Below are 16,246 nucleotides of genomic sequence, written 5' to 3'. Positions count from 1 at the left end.
GGGGTATGAACATGAAAGCTGTCATCGTCGTGTGCGGGCTGCTGATGCTGGGCGGCTGTGCCACAGGAGGTCAGAGTAATCCGCCGTGGATGGCCATGGGCGGCAGTTGCACCAAGTTGAGTGGTGACCAGGAGCTGTCACTGAACCTGGCCGATGACATGGCCAAGGAAGGCAAGCTGCACGCCAGCTTGGCCAACCTGCAAAACCTGCCGCAGGGTTCGGCGCAGGTACAACTGCGCAAGGCACGGATTTATCGCCAGTTGGGCCGCGATGAGGCCGGGCCGCTGTATCAAGGGTTGCTGGGGTCGTGCCTGGCAGCCGAAGGGGAGCATGGCCTGGGCCAACTGGCAGCCGGGCACGGTGACAACGCCCTGGCGATCACCCATCTGGAGCGTGCGGCACAAATGGCGCCGACCGATGCCAAGATCCGCAATGACCTGGGTGTGGTTTATCTCAATCAACGGCGGGTTGATGAAGCGCGGTTCGAGTTTTTGACCGCTCTGGAGCTCAAGCAGGATGAATCTCCGGCGGCATTGAACCTGGTGACCTTGCTGATTTATCAGGACCAGTGGAAGCAGGCCGCAGAACTGGTAACCCGCGCGGGCCTGACCCCCGAACAGGTAAGTGATGCCCAGTACCGGGCACAAGCTTTGAAAGCTCAAGCCAGGACCGCCAGCAACCAGGTGGCTGTCGTCAAATAACGCGTTGGAGGTTTGCCATGACTTTATCTATTCGTGTGGGGGTGCTGCTGGCCCTGATGCCGCTGGGTGCGCTGGCTATCGAGCCTGGCCCCACCCCCAGAACCCAGCAGCAAACCGAGAACTGGCTGCAATTGCAAGTGAGCGGCAGCGTCCAGTCGCCCATCCACCAAACGGCTACGCCGGCGGAGCGTGAGCTCAGCCTGCAGCGCTGGCTGGACAGTTATAAACATGAAATCCCCGAGTACTACGGGCAGAAAGAGGGTGGCAAGGCCAGCCAGGAATAAGTTCTTTCCTGCAATATCGGGCCCCACAGGCAGTAGGCGGCGCAAGACCTGTAGGAGCGGGCTTGCCCGCGATGGCGCAGCGGTGCGGCGTCACTCACCCGCCGCGCCAGTTGTATCGCGGGCAACTCGCACCGCTACAGTGAAGTGATCAGGTCGCTAGTGCGCAGTTTGCCGATGGGCGCCGGCGTTTGGCGACAGGGCCAGGGCCAGTTGGGTGCGGTTGTTCATATGGGTCAGGCGCAGCACTTGCGACACATAGAGCTTGACCGTGTTTTCGGTGATGCCCAGGTCACAGGCGATCTGGTAGTTGGTCTGGCCCTTGCTGACCAGCTTGGCGACGTCCAGCTGGCGTGGTGACAGCTGTTTGAAGATCGTCGGGATCTGTTGCCAGGGGCCTTCACCTGGTTCTTGGCTGTTCAAGGGGTGAGTGGCAGCTTGCGGAGGGCGCCGGGCGGACTCCATGTCCTGATACAGGTCATCGATGGATTCGGCCAGGAACTGCAATTTCTGGTTCAGGTGGCCCAGCTGATCGCTCTTGTGGCGCTCACGCAAAATAGCTTCCTGGCGCTGGATGCCCTCGAGCAGCTCATTGAGGTCGACCGGCTTTTGATAGTAGTCGGCGATGCCGATACGCAGGGCCTTGATCACATCCTGTTTATCGGCGCGACCGGTCAACAGGATGCTTTCAAAGGCGCGGTGTTTGCCGGCCAGTTTTTGCAACTGCTGGGTCAGTTCGATGCCGTTCATGTCGGGCATGTGCAGGTCGCAGAGCACCAGGCCGATTTGCGGGTCGGCCACAAACGCATCAATGGCTTCACGGGTTGTATTGCAAGGCACGCAACGGTAACCGCTGCTTTCCAGAAACTCGCACAGTTCTTCGACAATCAACGACTGATCGTCGACTACGAGCACTTTTATTAGGGGGTTGGGCGTGTTCACGTGGTTCTCCTTCCTGGTAAACCAATCAGGGACATCTTGGTCCACATACTTGCGGTGATTGAATTAAACGTAGACCTACTTTACGACTATGTACAAGGTATTAATCCCTCGTAATGACTAGTGAAGCAGAGCCATTGTCAGGGTAAAACCACCGAACAGGAAGGGTGCAAAGGGAAGCTTTTTTGACACTGTGGCGCCTTTCGCAAGCGAGAGCGTCTTAACTTGTTGATTTATTGACGGCAGTATTTTTGACGCACAAAACCACCAGATGCCACTACAGATGCCAGCACCGATAACGGTGCCAAGAATTGTCGGACGATCGGTTGTCAGCGCCAGGGCGATCAACAGCTTTACGTCGCCGGCACCCAGCTTGTTCAAGGCATAACCGGGCAGTGTCAGTACCAGCGCGATCAGCAGCGCCCAGCCTCCTTCGGTTGCGCTTGCTCCCAGCCAGGTGTGACCGGTCCACAGCAGATACAGCAGCGCCAGCGCTGCGCCACCCAACGTCAGGAAGTTGGAAATATGGCGTTGGAGCAGGTCTTGAATGGAACAGGCCACAAACCACAGCAACACAACAGCTAACTGGATCACGTAAAGAGCCTCCGTTTTTTACCAATGATTCTATGATGATATTACTGTCGACAGTCAGGGTAGACGCAGTCATGAAAACAAGACTTGGCAAAAAGCAGCAGGGCGCGGCGGCGATTGAGTTCGCGCTGGTGTTTGTGATTTTTTTTGCGGTGCTTTATGGCGTGCTCAGCTACAGCTTGCCCCTGCTGTTGGTGCAGTCATTCAACAATGCGACGGCCGAGGCGGTGCGGCGCAGCATGGCGGTGGATCCGACGGCGGCCAACTATGGCGGGCTGGTGGAGACGTTGGCCAAGAGCGTATTGAACGAGAAACTGGCCTGGGTGCCCACTGCGGTTAAAGGCAGCCTGGTTCCGGCCGCGACCTATAACCCGACAACCAAAGTGCTGACTGCCAGTGTGACCCTGCCTGCTACGGCGTTGACCACCATCATGCCGGTGCTCAAATTGGGAACGATCACAGTGCCCAGCCTGCCAACAAATTTGAAAGCCGAATCGAGTGCTCAACTTGTCCCCTAGCGAAGGGCTGTTCGGGCGCTTGTTGGGACGGACCGACGAGCGCTTGCCTGAATCCACCGATCCGCAATCACGCACCCATGCGGGTATCCAGCTGATGCTTGATCCGCTGGGGCACGTCATTGAAATCCACGGCCTGCAGCGCTACGGCCTGGCGCGGGGCAGCGACGATGGTTCACCGCGCCTGCTCCTGAGCTATCTGGTGCCGGGGAGCACGCTGGCGCTTGAAGGCGTACCGGCAGACTGGGTTGGTCACAGTCTTGATCTCGACTTCCAGTGTGCGGGGCTGCGTGTGGTGCATACCCGGGGCTGGGTGCAACCCCAGGGGGGCAGCTGGCTTTTGCAGTTGCTGGATATCAGCGACCTGCGCCTTGGCAGTGAGCAGGCCCGCAGCCGCGAGCGCTGCACGCAACTGATCCTGGGGCTGGCCGGGCAGTTGCGCCAGTGCAGCGCGTCGCGTCTGTCCGAGGTCATGCACGAAGCGCTGCGCAGCGTCGCCCAGCATGGGCGTGTGCCCTGTATGGCGCTGGCGCTGCGTGAGGGTCCACAGGCTTCCTGGTATATGCACAGCACGTATCACGCCTTTGATGCGCCGCAACTGTGGCTGCCCGAACAAAACCTTGGCAGTCTGCTCGATCCGCTTGGCGGAACCTCACCCCAGCGTGTCGAGCGCGACGGTAACCCGCGATTAAACGATTTGTTTGGCAATGCCGATGGTGTGCTGGTGCCTTACAGCGACCAGCAAGGCTTGTGTGCCTGGTTGATGCTGGGGTTTTACCCGGCGTCTCTGCATGGCCCGCAAATGAGTGAAAGCGACTGGATGCAGGTGTGCGCTGCCCTGGCCGCACCACTGCTGGACCGCTTACGTGAGCAGCAGCACCTGCAGCAAAGCGAGCGCATGGAAGCCCTGCAAGGCCTGCTGGGCACCGGCTGGTGGGAATGGTCGAGCACCAGCGAACTGCTGGAACTGGCTCCACAACTGGCCATCAACCTGGACGCTGTGGCCGAGCCGCAGGCCATGACCCGCCAGGCATGGCTGGCGTTGTTTCACCCGGCTGACCGTGATGAACTTAGCGGTCGCTTCAATGAACTGCTGGAACATGGCAAAGAATTATTACTGTTTGCCCGGGTACATGAGCCACAGGCCACAGAGCCTGCCCGCTGGTACCGGATTCAGGGCCAGGTGCTGGGCAGCGGCACCCGGCGGCGCATCGTAGGTTTTATGCTGGATGTCAGCGATATCAAAAACCAGCAGCAACAAGTCGCCGCCGCCCATGCGCGGCTGGACAACCTGATCGCCAGTTCCCCGGCGGTGATTTATGTACAGCGTTATGTTGAAGGCGCGCTGGTACCGGCATTTTTCAGTGACAGCCTCAAGCCTTTACTGGGCTGGACGCTGGAGGAATGTACCAGTGAAACCTTGATCGAGTGGGTCCATCCCGATGACCTCGAACAGTTTTTTGGCCGTACCCGGCAGTTGCTGCGCGAAGGCAGCGCCCGCAACCGTTATCGCCTGCGCGATCGGCGCGGCGATTATCATTGGTTGCTGGATGAGGCCAAGCTGTTGCGTAACGACCTTGGTTTGCCGGTAGAAGTGGTCGGCTTGTGGCTGGATATCACCGAAGCCACCGAAGCGGCCGAGCGGGTCAAAAACAGCGAGGAGCGTTATCGGATACTGGTTGAGGACTCACCGGCGATGATCTGCCGTTACCTGCCCGATCTGACCCTGACCTTCGGCAATCAGCCGCTGGCCAGCTACCTGGAATGCACCACTGCGCAACTGCCGGGCATCAACCTGAGCAGTTGGCTATCCACTGAGCAGCGCGAGGCCTTTGTGCAGCGTATTGCCGGCTTGACTCCGCAGGCACCGGTCAGCACGGCGGAAATCAGCCTGCAACTGCCGGGGCGTGAATATGCCTGGTGGGTGTGGTCGGACCGGGGCATTTTCGACGAGCAGGGCAACTTGCTTGAAGTGCAGGCCGTGGGCCGCGACAACACCGAAGTGCGTCGCTCGCAACAGCAACTGACCCACAGCGCGAAAATGGCCACCCTGGGCGAAATGGCCACGGGGCTGGCGCACGAAATCAACCAGCCGCTGAACGTGATGCGCATGGCCGTGGTCAACGTGCTCAAACGCCTGGGTAATGGCGATGCGCAGATCGATTATTTGCAAGACAAACTCACCCGTATTGACGGTCAGATCCAGCGTGCGGCGCGGGTGGTAGATCACTTGCGGGTGTTTGGCCGGCGTTCCGAAATCGAACAGCAAGTGTTCAACCCGGCGCAGGCCATGGAAGGCTCTGTAGCCTTGCTGGGTGAGGGCTTGAGGGGCAAGGGTGTGCAATTGCGCAGTGAGGGCCAGGCTTGCGCTGTGCAGGTGCGCGGCCATGTAGATCAGTTGGAGCAAGTGCTGATCAACCTGATGGTCAATGCCCGTGATGCGCTGATGAGCAAGCGTGAAACCGACCAGGAGTTTGTGCCCTGGATTGCCCTGAGCGTTGAGTCCGATGCGCAGAGTGTGCGCCTGCGGGTGGACGACAATGCGGGTGGGATTGATCCGCGGCTTTTGGAACGGATCTTCGAACCGTTTTTCACCACCAAGCCCATCGGCCTGGGCACCGGCCTGGGGTTGTCCGTGAGTTACGGCATTATCGACAATATGGGTGGGCGGCTGAGTGTCAGCAATACCGAGCATGGCGCGCGGTTTTGTGTGGAGTTGCCGGTGGTAGCAGCCTGAATTCAGCGTTCCACCCTTCATGTGGGAGCGGGCTTGCTCGCGATTGCATCACCTCGGTATATCAGATGTACCGAGGTGCCTGAATCGCGAGCAAGCCCGCTCCCACAAGGTATTGCACTCCATTTAGGTCAAAGCACCAGCTGGGCGCGGCCACCCTGGTTGCAGGAGAGGTTGGCATCAACTTCCGTCACCATGAGGTTGACCCCCAACAGCGAGAGCAGGTTGTTGATCACAGGATCAAGCAATGGGCTCAAAACGCCTGTAATCAACCCTCCAGCAATGTTTACCACTGCCAGCAGCGTTGCGGTGACAGCATTCGACAAATTCGTTGCGAGTGCCCCGAGGATGCCGGTGCTATCCACTGGTGCGTACAGTTGAATCGGCAAATTGCTCAGCGTACTTTTCAGGCTGGCCACCACGTTGGTCGTGGGGCTGGCGTTTTTGGCCGCCGGTGGAAGTTTCAAATTGGGCGGCTCCGAGCTTGAGGCTGCAGAAAAAAGCAGGGTGCTGGGAGTTGGAGCAATGGGTAGCTTTGCCATGATCGCAATGCCGCCGCCGCCATAATCCTTTGAAGAACAAATGAGGGCCAAGCAGGTCTTGCTGACGATGTTCACAATGGGCAGTGGTGTAACGGTTACGGAGGCTGAAGAGGAAAAAGCCTTGCTGCCATCAATGTTGCCGACATTCAAATTGGCCAGGGCCGTGTGTGCCAAAACCGTAAGGCTTTTAGTGCCGGTACTTCCCGTAGGGCAGCTATATCCGGTCACCAGTGCATCTGCGCCACCTGCATCCAGATTGACACTGAGGATTAATGGCGGCGGAAGTATTTGAGGGCTGTAGGTCGTACCGATAATGGCCCCGAGCAAGCCTGTAACAAGATCCAGAACTTTACTCACAAGTGAAGCCACGGTATTGAGCACCGGAAGCTCAATGGTGATTAAAGACCTCACTTGCGCCGTGCGCACAAAAAGCCTGTCCGTGGCCGGGTTGCCGATGGCAGAGAACTGCGGGGGCTCGATTACTTTTACCGTGGTCGTTACCTTGGCCAGTCCCAGCACGTTAACCGGTAGGCTGACGGCAGCGGCATTATTCTTGTTGGCAATTTGAATGGCGGCTTGTATCACTGAAAATAAGTTAAGGTTGGTGTCCAGGCCAGCAGTTGAAGTTCCGGTTTGTAGTTGTAATAAGTCACCAACTTTTATGGGTGTGTTTTTAATAGCGGCAACTTGTAGGTTGGTCAGTGCTGTTTGTACATCTGCCGTAGCTCCGTTAAGTTTTGCGACAGTAGCCGCCGCTTTTATAAAGTCAGTCACCGTGGCATTGGTAGTGAGTAGCGTTGTGTAATCTCCTGCCTTGACGTTCAAGTTAACGGCCAATTGATTCAAGTACTGCAGTAAGTTGATGTCTGCTTTGACCAAGCCGTCCCAGCCAACGGCCGAAATGGCTACGTTACCTCCCAGCAGGCCTGTAAACAGGTTGTTGAGCAGCGGCGATTGTGAGGAGTCGACCGTAGCCAGTGTGGTACGAATACTTATTTGCGCCAGCGTCGGCCCCGGTGTTGAGCCCACCGCACTCGCCGTCAAATTGGTATTCAGATTAAACCCGTTTTTGGAAAACATACTCCACAAGCCTCCGGCCACGCTGGTCGGCACAGTGGTGGTGGCGATTACGCGAATGGCATCGGATTTGGTTGCGTCGGCAGTGAATACCCGCAACTGGCTACTGTTGGTGCTCAGGGTGCCGCAAGTGGTGTTTACTTTTTGCACGCTGCCGGGGGTGAAGCTGTTGCGAGTGGCACTCTGGTTGGCGAAACCGGCAGCAGTACTGGCGCCAGCACAGTTACCGCCCCGACTCACCGCCTCCAGCACCGCCATATCCGCCACGCGCTGTAACTTGCGCTGCTCCAGGTACAGGCGCCCGCTGTCGACCACCAGCAGCATAAACAGCAGCACCATGCCCAGCGTCACGGCAGCCATGAGGCCGATTGCGCCATGCTGCTGCCGGGGACCATAAAAACCCATACCGCGTAGTTGGGGAGACATCGAGCACTCCTGATGCTGGAACAGTGCCCAGCGCTAACTCTCCAAAGTTTCAGCGAGTGTAGACAAGAAGTGATCGGTGCGCTGGCCAGTTGCCAGTTTTATAAGCGCGATGTGAACGGTTAATCAAAAGACAACGACAAGTGGTCAGAAAAACAGTGTAAAAACCAACTTGCTCACGAAAGTATTAATACCAACTTACTTATATACATCGTGAGCAAGTTAATGCTGCGTAACTTACTTGGGCGGATACGTACTCAGGATCTTGGTGACTGCTTGCTGGATTGCAGCGCTGCGTTCAGCCGGGGTCGGGCTGCTGTCGACGACTTTCTCTGCACTGCCTCGCCACACCAGCTTGCCGTCTTTGGCATCGATCAGGTCGATCTGCAGCGTACCAACCTGGTAGACCACGTTGCGGGTTTCGTTATACATCGGTGCGCCCCAGTAACCTTCCCACGGGCCGCCCCAGTAGCCCCCCCCACGGCCCGCCCCAAGGGCCACCGTAGCCGTAGTTGGTCACCACCTGTTCCTGGCGGTTGGCCACGATCAGCCAGGTTTGCACCAGCAAGTCCGGCTTGCTGCCTGCCGCTACCGGGCGCAGGCCGCGCTGGTCCAGCTGGCTGCTGACGGCCTGGACAATGCGCTGCTCGGTCAGGTCGCTTCTAAGCATCGGGTTGTTGGGTTGGTATTGCACGGCAGGGTCTTTCCAGGCCCAGGTACGGAACTGGGCGAAATCGACAGCAGGGTTGTAATCATGGCTGACCTGCATGGTTTCGCAGGCACTGAGCAGCAGGGCCAGGCCCAGTAATGCAATGCGACGAAGCATGATGATTTCTCCACTTCACTATTGAGACTCAATGGGGAGGGTAAGCCTGTACTGCCTTGTTCAGTGATTCGCGCAGGGCGTCACTGCGTTCGCTCAGGCTGCCTTTACTGCTGGTTTCTGCACTGGAACTCCACACTGGCTGGCCAGTTTTACCGTCATACAGGTTGAGTCGAACCACCATGACCTCAACCTCATAAGTACGTATGACGGGGACGGAGTTGTACATGCCGTATTGGCTGCCGTAGCGGCCGTAACCGCTGCCGTAGCCGGCCCCGTAACCATAGTCGTCCTGTACCTGGCGCAAGCGTTTTTCGGTGTGCAAATCAGCACTGACCCAAAGATCCGCCGGACGGTTGGGTTGTGCCGGGCGCAAGCCGCGCTGGTCCAGGGCATTGTTAACCGCTTCGGCGATTTGCGCCGAGTCGGCCCATGCCGTGCCAACCGGCAGCCGACCATTGAGCCAGGCCCAGCTCTGGTAGCGCCCGTAATCCCGTGGCGGGGCCGGGTAGGCACTCAAGTCCAGGGTATTGGCTGCCTGTGCCGGAGCCGGAGGCATGGGCATTGAGGTGGCGGTGTACGGGTTGGGGCTTTGGCAAGCGCCCAGCCCCAGGCTCAAAACGATCAAGGCAACGCGGCGATACATCATGCTCTCCCCCGCAGGGCGATTTAAACCGGGCGACACACCCAATGAAGATAACGTCCCAGCCCGGCAAACGCAGGGTGGCGACGGTGGGCCAGCTCCATTTCAACCAGGGCTTCAAGCTCGGCGCGGGCCTGGAACTCCACTGGCATGTAATCGTGAAACACCCGCACGCCGCTTTGGGTTTCGACCTGCCACAGCCCTTCGAGTGCTATGGCCAGCTCCCGTGGGTCGAGTGGCTGCTGCGGGGTGAGGCTCTGTTTTTCGCCGGCCATGTCGTTCTTGCGCATCTTGCGAAAGTGCCCCTTGAGCAAGTTGCGATAGATCAGCGCGTCGCGGTTGTAAAACGCCAGCGACAACCAGCCATCTTTGGCGGTCAATTGATGCAGCACCGGCAGGATCGCGTGGGGCTCGGCCAGCCACTCCAGCACGGCGTGGCACAACACCAGATCGTACGGTTGAGTCAGTTGGCCCAGCAGCTCCTGCCACGGCGCCTGAATAAAGGTGCCAGTCTGGCCAGCTTCGGCAAAACGCTGGCGGGCGCCTTCCAGCATCGGCGCGGCCGGTTCGGCCAGGGTCACATCGTGACCTTGCTGGGCCAGCCACAAGGACATATGGCCCAGCCCGGCGCCGATATCCAGCACCCGCAACGGGCGTTTGGGCAGGGCTTCCTGCAGGTCGGCCTGGAGCACGGCCAGACGAATCGCACCCTTGGCGCCACCGTAGATTTTCTCGGCGAAGCGGGTGGCCAGTTGATCGAAGTGACGGTCACTCATTTGTTGAAACGCCTTTCATTGTCGGCCAGTTTATTGCGTACCACTTCATTCATGTCCAGGCCCAGTTCGGCACAAAGCAATACCAGGTACAGCACGATATCGCCCACTTCCTGGCCGGCGTGGGTGAGCTTGTCGGCAGGGAGCTGGCGTGACTGGTCTTCGCTCAGCCACTGAAAGATCTCCACCAGCTCGGCCATTTCGACACTGGCGGCCATGGCCAGGTTTTTCGGGCTGTGGAACTGCTTCCAGTCGTTGTTATCGCGGATGCGATGCATGCGTCGGGTTATTTCGTCGAGGTTCATTGCGGGCGTGCTCTCCAGAAGGCGCAAAGCTTGCGACCGAACGGGGATTGGTGCAAGTGAAAGGCACGGGCAGCCCGGCGGGATTTTCGGCTCGCATGCCATCCTCTGTGGGAACGGGCTTGCTCGCGATGCAGGCGCCGCGGTTTAACAGGTAAAACGCGCGGATGCCATCGCGAGCAAGCCCGCTACCACAGGGGGGTGGTCAGCTAACCGGTCGCCAGTTGCCGATCAAGTGCACCAGGCCGTCATGGCCATTGAGCTGGAAGTCGCCACTGGAACCCGCCTCACTGCTGAGCAAAATCACTTCGCCGGGCAAGCGCACCGGTTTTTTGAAGGCAACAAAAACCTCAACATTGGCCGCCGGCAGGTGCGAATTGAGTGCCGCCAGCGTTCGGGCTTTTATCCACAGGCCGTGGGCAATTGCACTGGGCAGGCCAAACAGCTTGGCGCTGGCGGCACTGAGGTGGATGGGGTTGTAGTCGCCCGAGACTTTGGCATAACGCCGGCCAATATCGGCGGGGGCATACCAGCGGGTCAGTTCGCTCAGGGCCACCGGCGCAGGATCGTTGATTTGGGGCAGGTCGCCCGGCAGTTCCACGCCTTTGCACAGCAGGGTGCTTTCGGCCTCCCATATTGGCCCCAGCAGATCGTCAACCTGGGTGACCACCTCAAAGGTCGCGCCCTTGGGGTGTTTTTGCAGGTTGTGTACATATACCCCGATGCGCAGCTGCGTCACGCTGCCCATCGGGCGCAGCAGACGGATCCGGTTGGTCAGATGAATCAGCCCCAGCAGCGGGAAGGGGAAGTCCTTGGCAGTCAGCAACTGCATTTGCAGACCGAAGGCCAGGATGTGTGGATAAGTGGGCGGCAGCAATGGGCTTGGCACCAGGTCGCAAACATCGCGAAACGCCGCCAGGGCCTTGGGCTCCACCTCGACCCAGCAGCGCACACCTTGCTCCGGCAAGGGGCTGGAGGTGATCTTGCGCCGGGCCGCGGCATGGGCGTACAGCGCGGGCAAGTGCGGTGGGCCGCTGAGGTCGAGCCATTTCACGGTCATGGCTTATGCTCCCAGAATACTTTGGCCACACACCCGCAGTGCCTGGCCGCTGAGCGCGCCCGAACCCGGCTGGCCGAGCCAGGCCACAGCCTCGGCGACGTCCTGGGGCTGGCCACCCTGGCCCAGCGAACTCATGCGTCGTCCCGCTTCGCGCAGGGCAAAGGGAATATGCGCGGTCATTTGGGTTTCGATAAAACCCGGGGCCACGGCATTGATACTGATGCCACGCTCGCCCAGCGACGCTGCCCAGGCCTGAGCAAGGCCGATCAGCCCGGCCTTGCTGGCGGCGTAGTTGGTCTGGCCGCGATTGCCGGCGATACCGCTGATGGATGCGAGCAGGATTACCCGGCCGTTATCGCGCAGGGTGCCGCTATCAAGCAGGGCCTTGGTCAGCACTTGCGGGGCGTTGAGGTTAACGGCGAGTACCGAGTCCCAGAATTCCGGGGTCATATTGGCCAGGGTTTTATCACGGGTGATACCGGCGTTGTGCACCAGGATATCGATACCATCGGCCAGTTGCCCGGTCAGTTGTTCTGCGGCATCGGCGGCACAGATGTCGAGCGCGATGCTGTGCCCGCCCAAGCGCGCGGCCAGCGCATCGAGATCGCTCTTGGCGGCCGGCACGTCGAGCAGGATCAGTTCGGCGCCATCCCGGGCCAGGGTTTCGGCAATCGCGGCGCCAATGCCACGGGCCGCACCGGTAACCAGTGCCTTGCGCCCGGCCAGGGGGCGGGTCCAGTCCTGCACCTGGTTGGCGCAGGCCTTGAGGCGCAGCACCTGGCCGCTGATAAAGGCACTTTTTGGCGAGAGAAAAAAGCGCAGTGCGCCTTCAAGCTGATCTTCGGCCCCCTCGCCGATATACAGCAGTTGCAAGGTACTGCCGTTACGCAACTCCTTGGCCAGCGAACGACTGAAACCTTCGAGCGCACGTTGCACGCTGGCGGCAAAAGGGTCGCTTAATGTTTCAGGGGCACGGCCCAGGATCACCATATGGGTACAGTGCTCGAGATTGCGCAGCAGCGGCTGGAAAAATTCGCGCAGTTGCTTGAGCTGCCCGGTGTGCAACAGCTCGCTGGCGTCAAACACCACGGCCTTGAGCTTTGGTCCCTGGCCTGGAATCCACGGTGTGGCATGCAAGGGTTCAGGGCCATAGCTGAACACCGCATCGGTGAGTTTGCCGCCAAAGCGGGCCACCTGTGCGGCAAGCGCACCGCCGCCAATCAGCAGCGGGCCTTCGACTGGGCGCAGGCGCCCGGCCTGCCAGCGCTCCAGTCGTCCCGGTGACGGCAGCCCCAACGCGCCGACCAGCCGCTGGCCGAGGGATGAGTTGACGAAGTCGATATAACGGTCTGACATGGAACACTCTCCGACAGGTGGGGTTCAAAGGGTTGACCACAAACAGACCGTGGTCGTTCGTTATCGGCAATAAGGCCTACGCTGGTAACGATTAATGGATTTAAGAGAATAGGGTGAATCGTATGAGTCTGCGTCGTGTAGCAATTATTGGTGGTAATCGAATCCCGTTTTCTCGCGCCAACGGGCCTTATGCGACTGCCAGTAATCAGGACATGCTGACGGCGGCGCTGGAAGGGCTGATCGAGCGATACAACCTTCACGGGTTGCGCATGGGCGAAGTAGTGGCCGGGGCGGTGCTCAAGGATTCGCGGGATTTCAGCCTGACCCGCGAATGTGTGCTGGGCTCGCGGCTGTCGCCGCAAACTCCCGCCTATGACTTGCAGCAGGCCTGCGGTACAGGGCTTGAGGCGGCATTGCTGGTGGCCAACAAGATTGCCCTGGGGCAGATCGAGTGCGGGATTGCCGGTGGCGTGGACTCTGCCTCCAATGTTCCGATCGGCATCAATGACGGGCTGCGCAAATGGCTGCTGCAGTTCAATCGCCTCAAGGCACCTGTGGACAAGCTCAAGGCGTTGCTGCAGTTGCGTCCGGGCTTTTTGAAGCCCGAATTTCCACGCAACGGCGAGCCTCGCACCGGGCTGTCGATGGGCCAGCACTGCGAGTTGATGGCGCAAACCTGGAACATCCCCCGGGTTGAGCAGGACGAGCTGGCGCTGCACAGCCATCAGGCACTGACGGCGGCTTACCACGCCGGCTGGGAAGATGATCTGCTTACGCCATTTATGGGCCTGAGCCGCGATAACAACCTGCGTGCCGACCTGACCCTGGAGAAACTGGCCGCCCTCAAGCCCGTATTTGAGCGCAGCGCCAAGGGCACGTTGACGGCGGGCAACTCCACGCCACTGACCGATGGTGCGTCGACGGTCTTGTTGGGCAGTGAAGAATGGGCCAGGGAGCGCGGCTTGCCGGTCTTGGCGTATTTGCGCGATGGTGAAACAGCTGCTGTAGATTTCGTACACGGTGCAGAAGGGTTATTGATGGCACCGGTATACGCCGTCCCACGGCTGCTGGCGCGTAATGGCCTGACCTTGCAGGACTTTGACTACTACGAGATTCACGAGGCATTTGCCGCGCAGGTGCTGTGCACCTTGAAGGCCTGGGAGGACGAGCCTTACTGCAAAAGCCGGCTGGGGCTTGATGCAGCGCTGGGGGCGATTGATCGCAGCAAACTCAATGTCAAGGGCAGTTCCCTGGCGGTGGGTCATCCGTTTGCGGCGACGGGCGGGCGTATCGTGACCAATATGTCCAAGCTGCTGGCCACCGCCGGGCAGGGTCGAGGTTTGATCTCGATCTGCGCGGCGGGCGGGCAGGGTGTTACTGCAATAATTGAGCGATAGCCGTCTGTGGGAGCGGGCTTGCTCGCGATGGGCGCAATGCGGTGTGCCTGTTACGCCGTGGCGTCGGCATCGCGAGCAAGCCCGCTCCCACCCGAGATGTTGTTGTGTTTGGCTTCTGCGCGACTGCGCGTGGCATAACTCTCGGCCATCACCGAACACACGATCAACTGCAGTGGGTGGTAGATCATGATCGGCAATAAAATCAGGCCCAGCCCCGGGTTGGCCCCGAAAATCAGGGCCGCCATCGGCGCACCTGCCGCGAGGGATTTCTTGCTGGCGCAGAACACTGCAGCGATTTCATCTGCGGTGCTGAATTTCAGGGCGCGGGCGGTGCGGGTGGTCATCCACAGGATAATCGCCAGCAGGACCGCACTGCCGACCAATGCACTGACAATCACCGAACTGCCCTGCTGTTGCCACATGCCCGAGACCATCGAGTTGCAGAACGCGGCGTAAACCAGCAGCAGAATCACCACCTTGTCGCAGATATTGGTGTAGCGCTTGTGCCGGGCAAAAAAGCGTCCGCACAGCGGGCGCACCAACTGGCCCAGCACCAGCGGCAGCAACAGCATGGCGCACAGGTCGAGCAGGGTTGAACCCAGGTCGATGCCCCCTGCGCCGCTGCCCACCACGAAGCTGACCAGCAAGGGTGTCAGGAAAATCCCCAGCACGCTGGACAGGCTGGCGTTAAGAATCGCTGCCGGCACATTGCCTCCAGCACTGCCGGTCAGTGCCACCGACGAGGAGATGGTCGAGGGCAGGGCACACAGGTAGAAAAATCCCAACATCAGCAGCGGCGGGATATGGGCGCCCAACAGCTTGTTGGCGACCACCCAGATCAGCGGGAAGACGATAAAGGTAAAGCCCTGCACCATAACGTGCAGGCGAATGTTTTTCAGACCGTGACTGATCTGCTCACTGGACAGGTTCACCCCGTGCAGGAAAAACACCAGAAACACTCCGATATTGATCACCCATTCCGCGTGCATTGCACCGCCAGTGCTACCGAAATGCGGAAACACATAGGCCAGGAAAGTCGCCAGCAGCATGCCGCACAGAAACCAGTCGGTGAACATTCGTTTGAGATGTTTGAGTACAGGCATTGTCGGCACCGCAACATTGTAAGAATTGATGACTTAGCCTAACGTCGCAGCAATCTGTCGTCTTGCGATATAAGGCCAATCAATGCCGCCAAACGGACAACGTGGGCTGCCGCGTGCCATTCCGGTACTCGATGCCCTGCCACGACCCCTGTATGCCCGGGCCGAAAGCCTGGGCGCGGGTTCGTGGACACCGCGCCATCGACACGATTGGGTGCAGTTTTCGTACGCCATTAGTGGTGTGCTGGGCGTACATACCGACGAGGGCAGTTTTTTTGCGCCGCCGCAGTGGGGTATCTGGATTCCGGCCGGGCTGGAGCATGAAGTGATCACCTCGATGCGCGCTGAAATGCGCAGCCTCTATGTGCGCCGTGAGGACTGCCAATGGGCGCCGGGGCAGTGCCGGGTATTGGAGGTCACGCCGCTGGCCCGGGAGCTGATCAAAAGCTTTTGTGCGCTGCCCGTCGACTACCCCGAGGGCGGGAGCTGCGAGCAACGCTTGGTGGCGGTGCTGCTGGACCAGTTGGCAAGCCTGCCCGAGGTCGGTTTTTCACTGCCGTTGCCCCGTCATGAACGTTTGCTGGTGCTGTGCAATGAGCTGGTCGAAACCCCTGATGCCGAGGCGAACCTGGGCCTGTGGTCGGATCGGCTGGGGATGTCCGAAAAAACCCTGATGCGTTTGTTTCAACGTGAAACAGGCTTGAGTTTCCGCAGTTGGCGGCAGCGGGTGCGTCTTCTGTCATCGTTACGGGTGCTGGAGGAGGGCGGTCATGTCACGCGGGCGGCGCTGTCTTGCGGGTATGAATCAACGTCGGCGTTTATTGCGGCGTTTAAAAAGATGTTCGGCTTTACCCCGGGTGACTTGTTTCGACAGGGTTAAGTCGGTGCTCAAAACGTGTTGCTCGTCTATCATTCAAATCGTTTGCCCTCTCCCCGTGGTGAGTGGATTGCCGTATAACGAATGACATTCGCGTGTTTGGTAATAAAGG

At 59.4% G+C, this 16,246-nt stretch carries 15 protein-coding genes and 1 pseudogene; 6 read left to right on the top strand and 10 right to left on the bottom strand.

The genetic code is table 11. The features are described 5' to 3' along the window. The first annotated feature begins 11 nt into the window (after positions 1-11). Entirely contained in the window at positions 12-701 is a 690-nt protein-coding gene (locus tag ACP7BE_RS18685; protein ID WP_095001050.1) for a tetratricopeptide repeat protein, read from the top strand. A 17-nt stretch (positions 702-718) separates the two neighbouring features. After that, entirely contained in the window at positions 719-985 is a 267-nt protein-coding gene (locus ACP7BE_RS18680) for a DUF3613 domain-containing protein (RefSeq protein WP_095001051.1), read from the top strand. A gap of 156 nt (positions 986-1,141) precedes the next feature. On the opposite strand, the gene ACP7BE_RS18675 is transcribed toward ACP7BE_RS18680, so the two are convergent. Together ACP7BE_RS18675 and ACP7BE_RS18670 are read right to left on the bottom strand one after the other, a co-directional pair. Continuing rightward, positions 1,142-1,924, bottom strand: a complete 783-nt coding sequence (locus tag ACP7BE_RS18675; protein ID WP_095001052.1) for a response regulator transcription factor — start codon at positions 1,922-1,924, stop codon at positions 1,142-1,144. A 117-nt stretch (positions 1,925-2,041) separates the two neighbouring features. Further along, positions 2,042-2,515, bottom strand: a complete 474-nt coding sequence (locus tag ACP7BE_RS18670; protein WP_095001053.1) for a prepilin peptidase — start codon at positions 2,513-2,515, stop codon at positions 2,042-2,044. Positions 2,516-2,586: 71 nt separating this feature from the next. On the opposite strand from ACP7BE_RS18670, the gene ACP7BE_RS18665 reads away from it, so the two are divergent. Then, a complete protein-coding gene (locus ACP7BE_RS18665; RefSeq protein ID WP_095020824.1) occupies positions 2,587-3,030 on the top strand; it encodes a TadE/TadG family type IV pilus assembly protein in 444 nt (147 codons plus the stop codon). Continuing rightward, positions 3,020-5,764, top strand: a complete 2,745-nt coding sequence (locus ACP7BE_RS18660) for a PAS domain-containing sensor histidine kinase (RefSeq protein WP_095001055.1) — start codon at positions 3,020-3,022, stop codon at positions 5,762-5,764. The genes ACP7BE_RS18665 and ACP7BE_RS18660 overlap by 11 nt, the downstream gene beginning before the upstream one ends. 128 nt (positions 5,765-5,892) lie before the next feature. On the opposite strand, the gene ACP7BE_RS18655 is transcribed toward ACP7BE_RS18660, so the two are convergent. The 7 genes and pseudogenes from ACP7BE_RS18655 to ACP7BE_RS18625 all read right to left on the bottom strand — a co-directional run bounded on the left by ACP7BE_RS18655 (position 5,893) and on the right by ACP7BE_RS18625 (position 12,760). Further along, positions 5,893-7,806, bottom strand: coding sequence for a pilus assembly protein TadG-related protein (locus ACP7BE_RS18655; RefSeq protein ID WP_130872251.1), 1,914 nt, complete (start codon positions 7,804-7,806; stop codon positions 5,893-5,895). 234 nt (positions 7,807-8,040) lie between these two features. Continuing rightward, a pseudogene (locus tag ACP7BE_RS18650) lies at positions 8,041-8,629 on the bottom strand (DUF4136 domain-containing protein). Positions 8,630-8,657: 28 nt separating this feature from the next. Beyond that, positions 8,658-9,272: a DUF4136 domain-containing protein gene (locus tag ACP7BE_RS18645; RefSeq protein ID WP_095019795.1), complete on the bottom strand. Its 615-nt coding sequence runs from the start codon at positions 9,270-9,272 to the stop codon at positions 8,658-8,660. A gap of 23 nt (positions 9,273-9,295) precedes the next feature. Then, complete coding sequence (locus ACP7BE_RS18640; RefSeq protein WP_095020826.1) at positions 9,296-10,045, bottom strand: methyltransferase domain-containing protein; 750 nt, start codon at positions 10,043-10,045, stop codon at positions 9,296-9,298. Continuing rightward, positions 10,042-10,347, bottom strand: a complete 306-nt coding sequence (locus tag ACP7BE_RS18635) for a nucleotide pyrophosphohydrolase (protein WP_095001060.1) — start codon at positions 10,345-10,347, stop codon at positions 10,042-10,044. The genes ACP7BE_RS18640 and ACP7BE_RS18635 overlap by 4 nt, the downstream gene beginning before the upstream one ends. A gap of 202 nt (positions 10,348-10,549) precedes the next feature. After that, entirely contained in the window at positions 10,550-11,404 is an 855-nt protein-coding gene (locus ACP7BE_RS18630; RefSeq protein WP_130872249.1) for a MaoC family dehydratase, read from the bottom strand. 3 nt (positions 11,405-11,407) lie between these two features. Next, positions 11,408-12,760: a 3-oxoacyl-ACP reductase gene (locus ACP7BE_RS18625; RefSeq protein ID WP_095001062.1), complete on the bottom strand. Its 1,353-nt coding sequence runs from the start codon at positions 12,758-12,760 to the stop codon at positions 11,408-11,410. Positions 12,761-12,882: 122 nt separating this feature from the next. Between ACP7BE_RS18625 and ACP7BE_RS18620 the strand changes: the two genes are divergently transcribed. Beyond that, a complete protein-coding gene (locus ACP7BE_RS18620; protein WP_095019798.1) occupies positions 12,883-14,157 on the top strand; it encodes an acetyl-CoA C-acetyltransferase in 1,275 nt (424 codons plus the stop codon). Between the two features lie 50 nt (positions 14,158-14,207). Here the strand turns inward: ACP7BE_RS18620 and ACP7BE_RS18615 are convergent, their stop codons facing one another. Then, positions 14,208-15,260 carry a bile acid:sodium symporter family protein gene (locus tag ACP7BE_RS18615; RefSeq protein WP_095001064.1) on the bottom strand — a complete coding sequence of 351 codons (1,053 nt, stop codon included), beginning with the start codon at positions 15,258-15,260 and terminating at the stop codon, positions 14,208-14,210. Between the two features lie 82 nt (positions 15,261-15,342). On the opposite strand from ACP7BE_RS18615, the gene ACP7BE_RS18610 reads away from it, so the two are divergent. Further along, the gene (locus ACP7BE_RS18610) at positions 15,343-16,137 is read left to right on the top strand and encodes an AraC family transcriptional regulator (RefSeq protein WP_095001065.1); all 795 of its coding nucleotides are present in this window, start codon (positions 15,343-15,345) and stop codon (positions 16,135-16,137) included. Positions 16,138-16,246: the final 109 nt, after the last annotated feature.

It is taken from the genome of Pseudomonas sp. TWR1-1-3, from assembly GCF_049896805.1.
Classification (GTDB): domain Bacteria; phylum Pseudomonadota; class Gammaproteobacteria; order Pseudomonadales; family Pseudomonadaceae; genus Aquipseudomonas; species Aquipseudomonas bubulae.
This window is presented reverse-complemented; position numbering and strand designations above follow the sequence as displayed.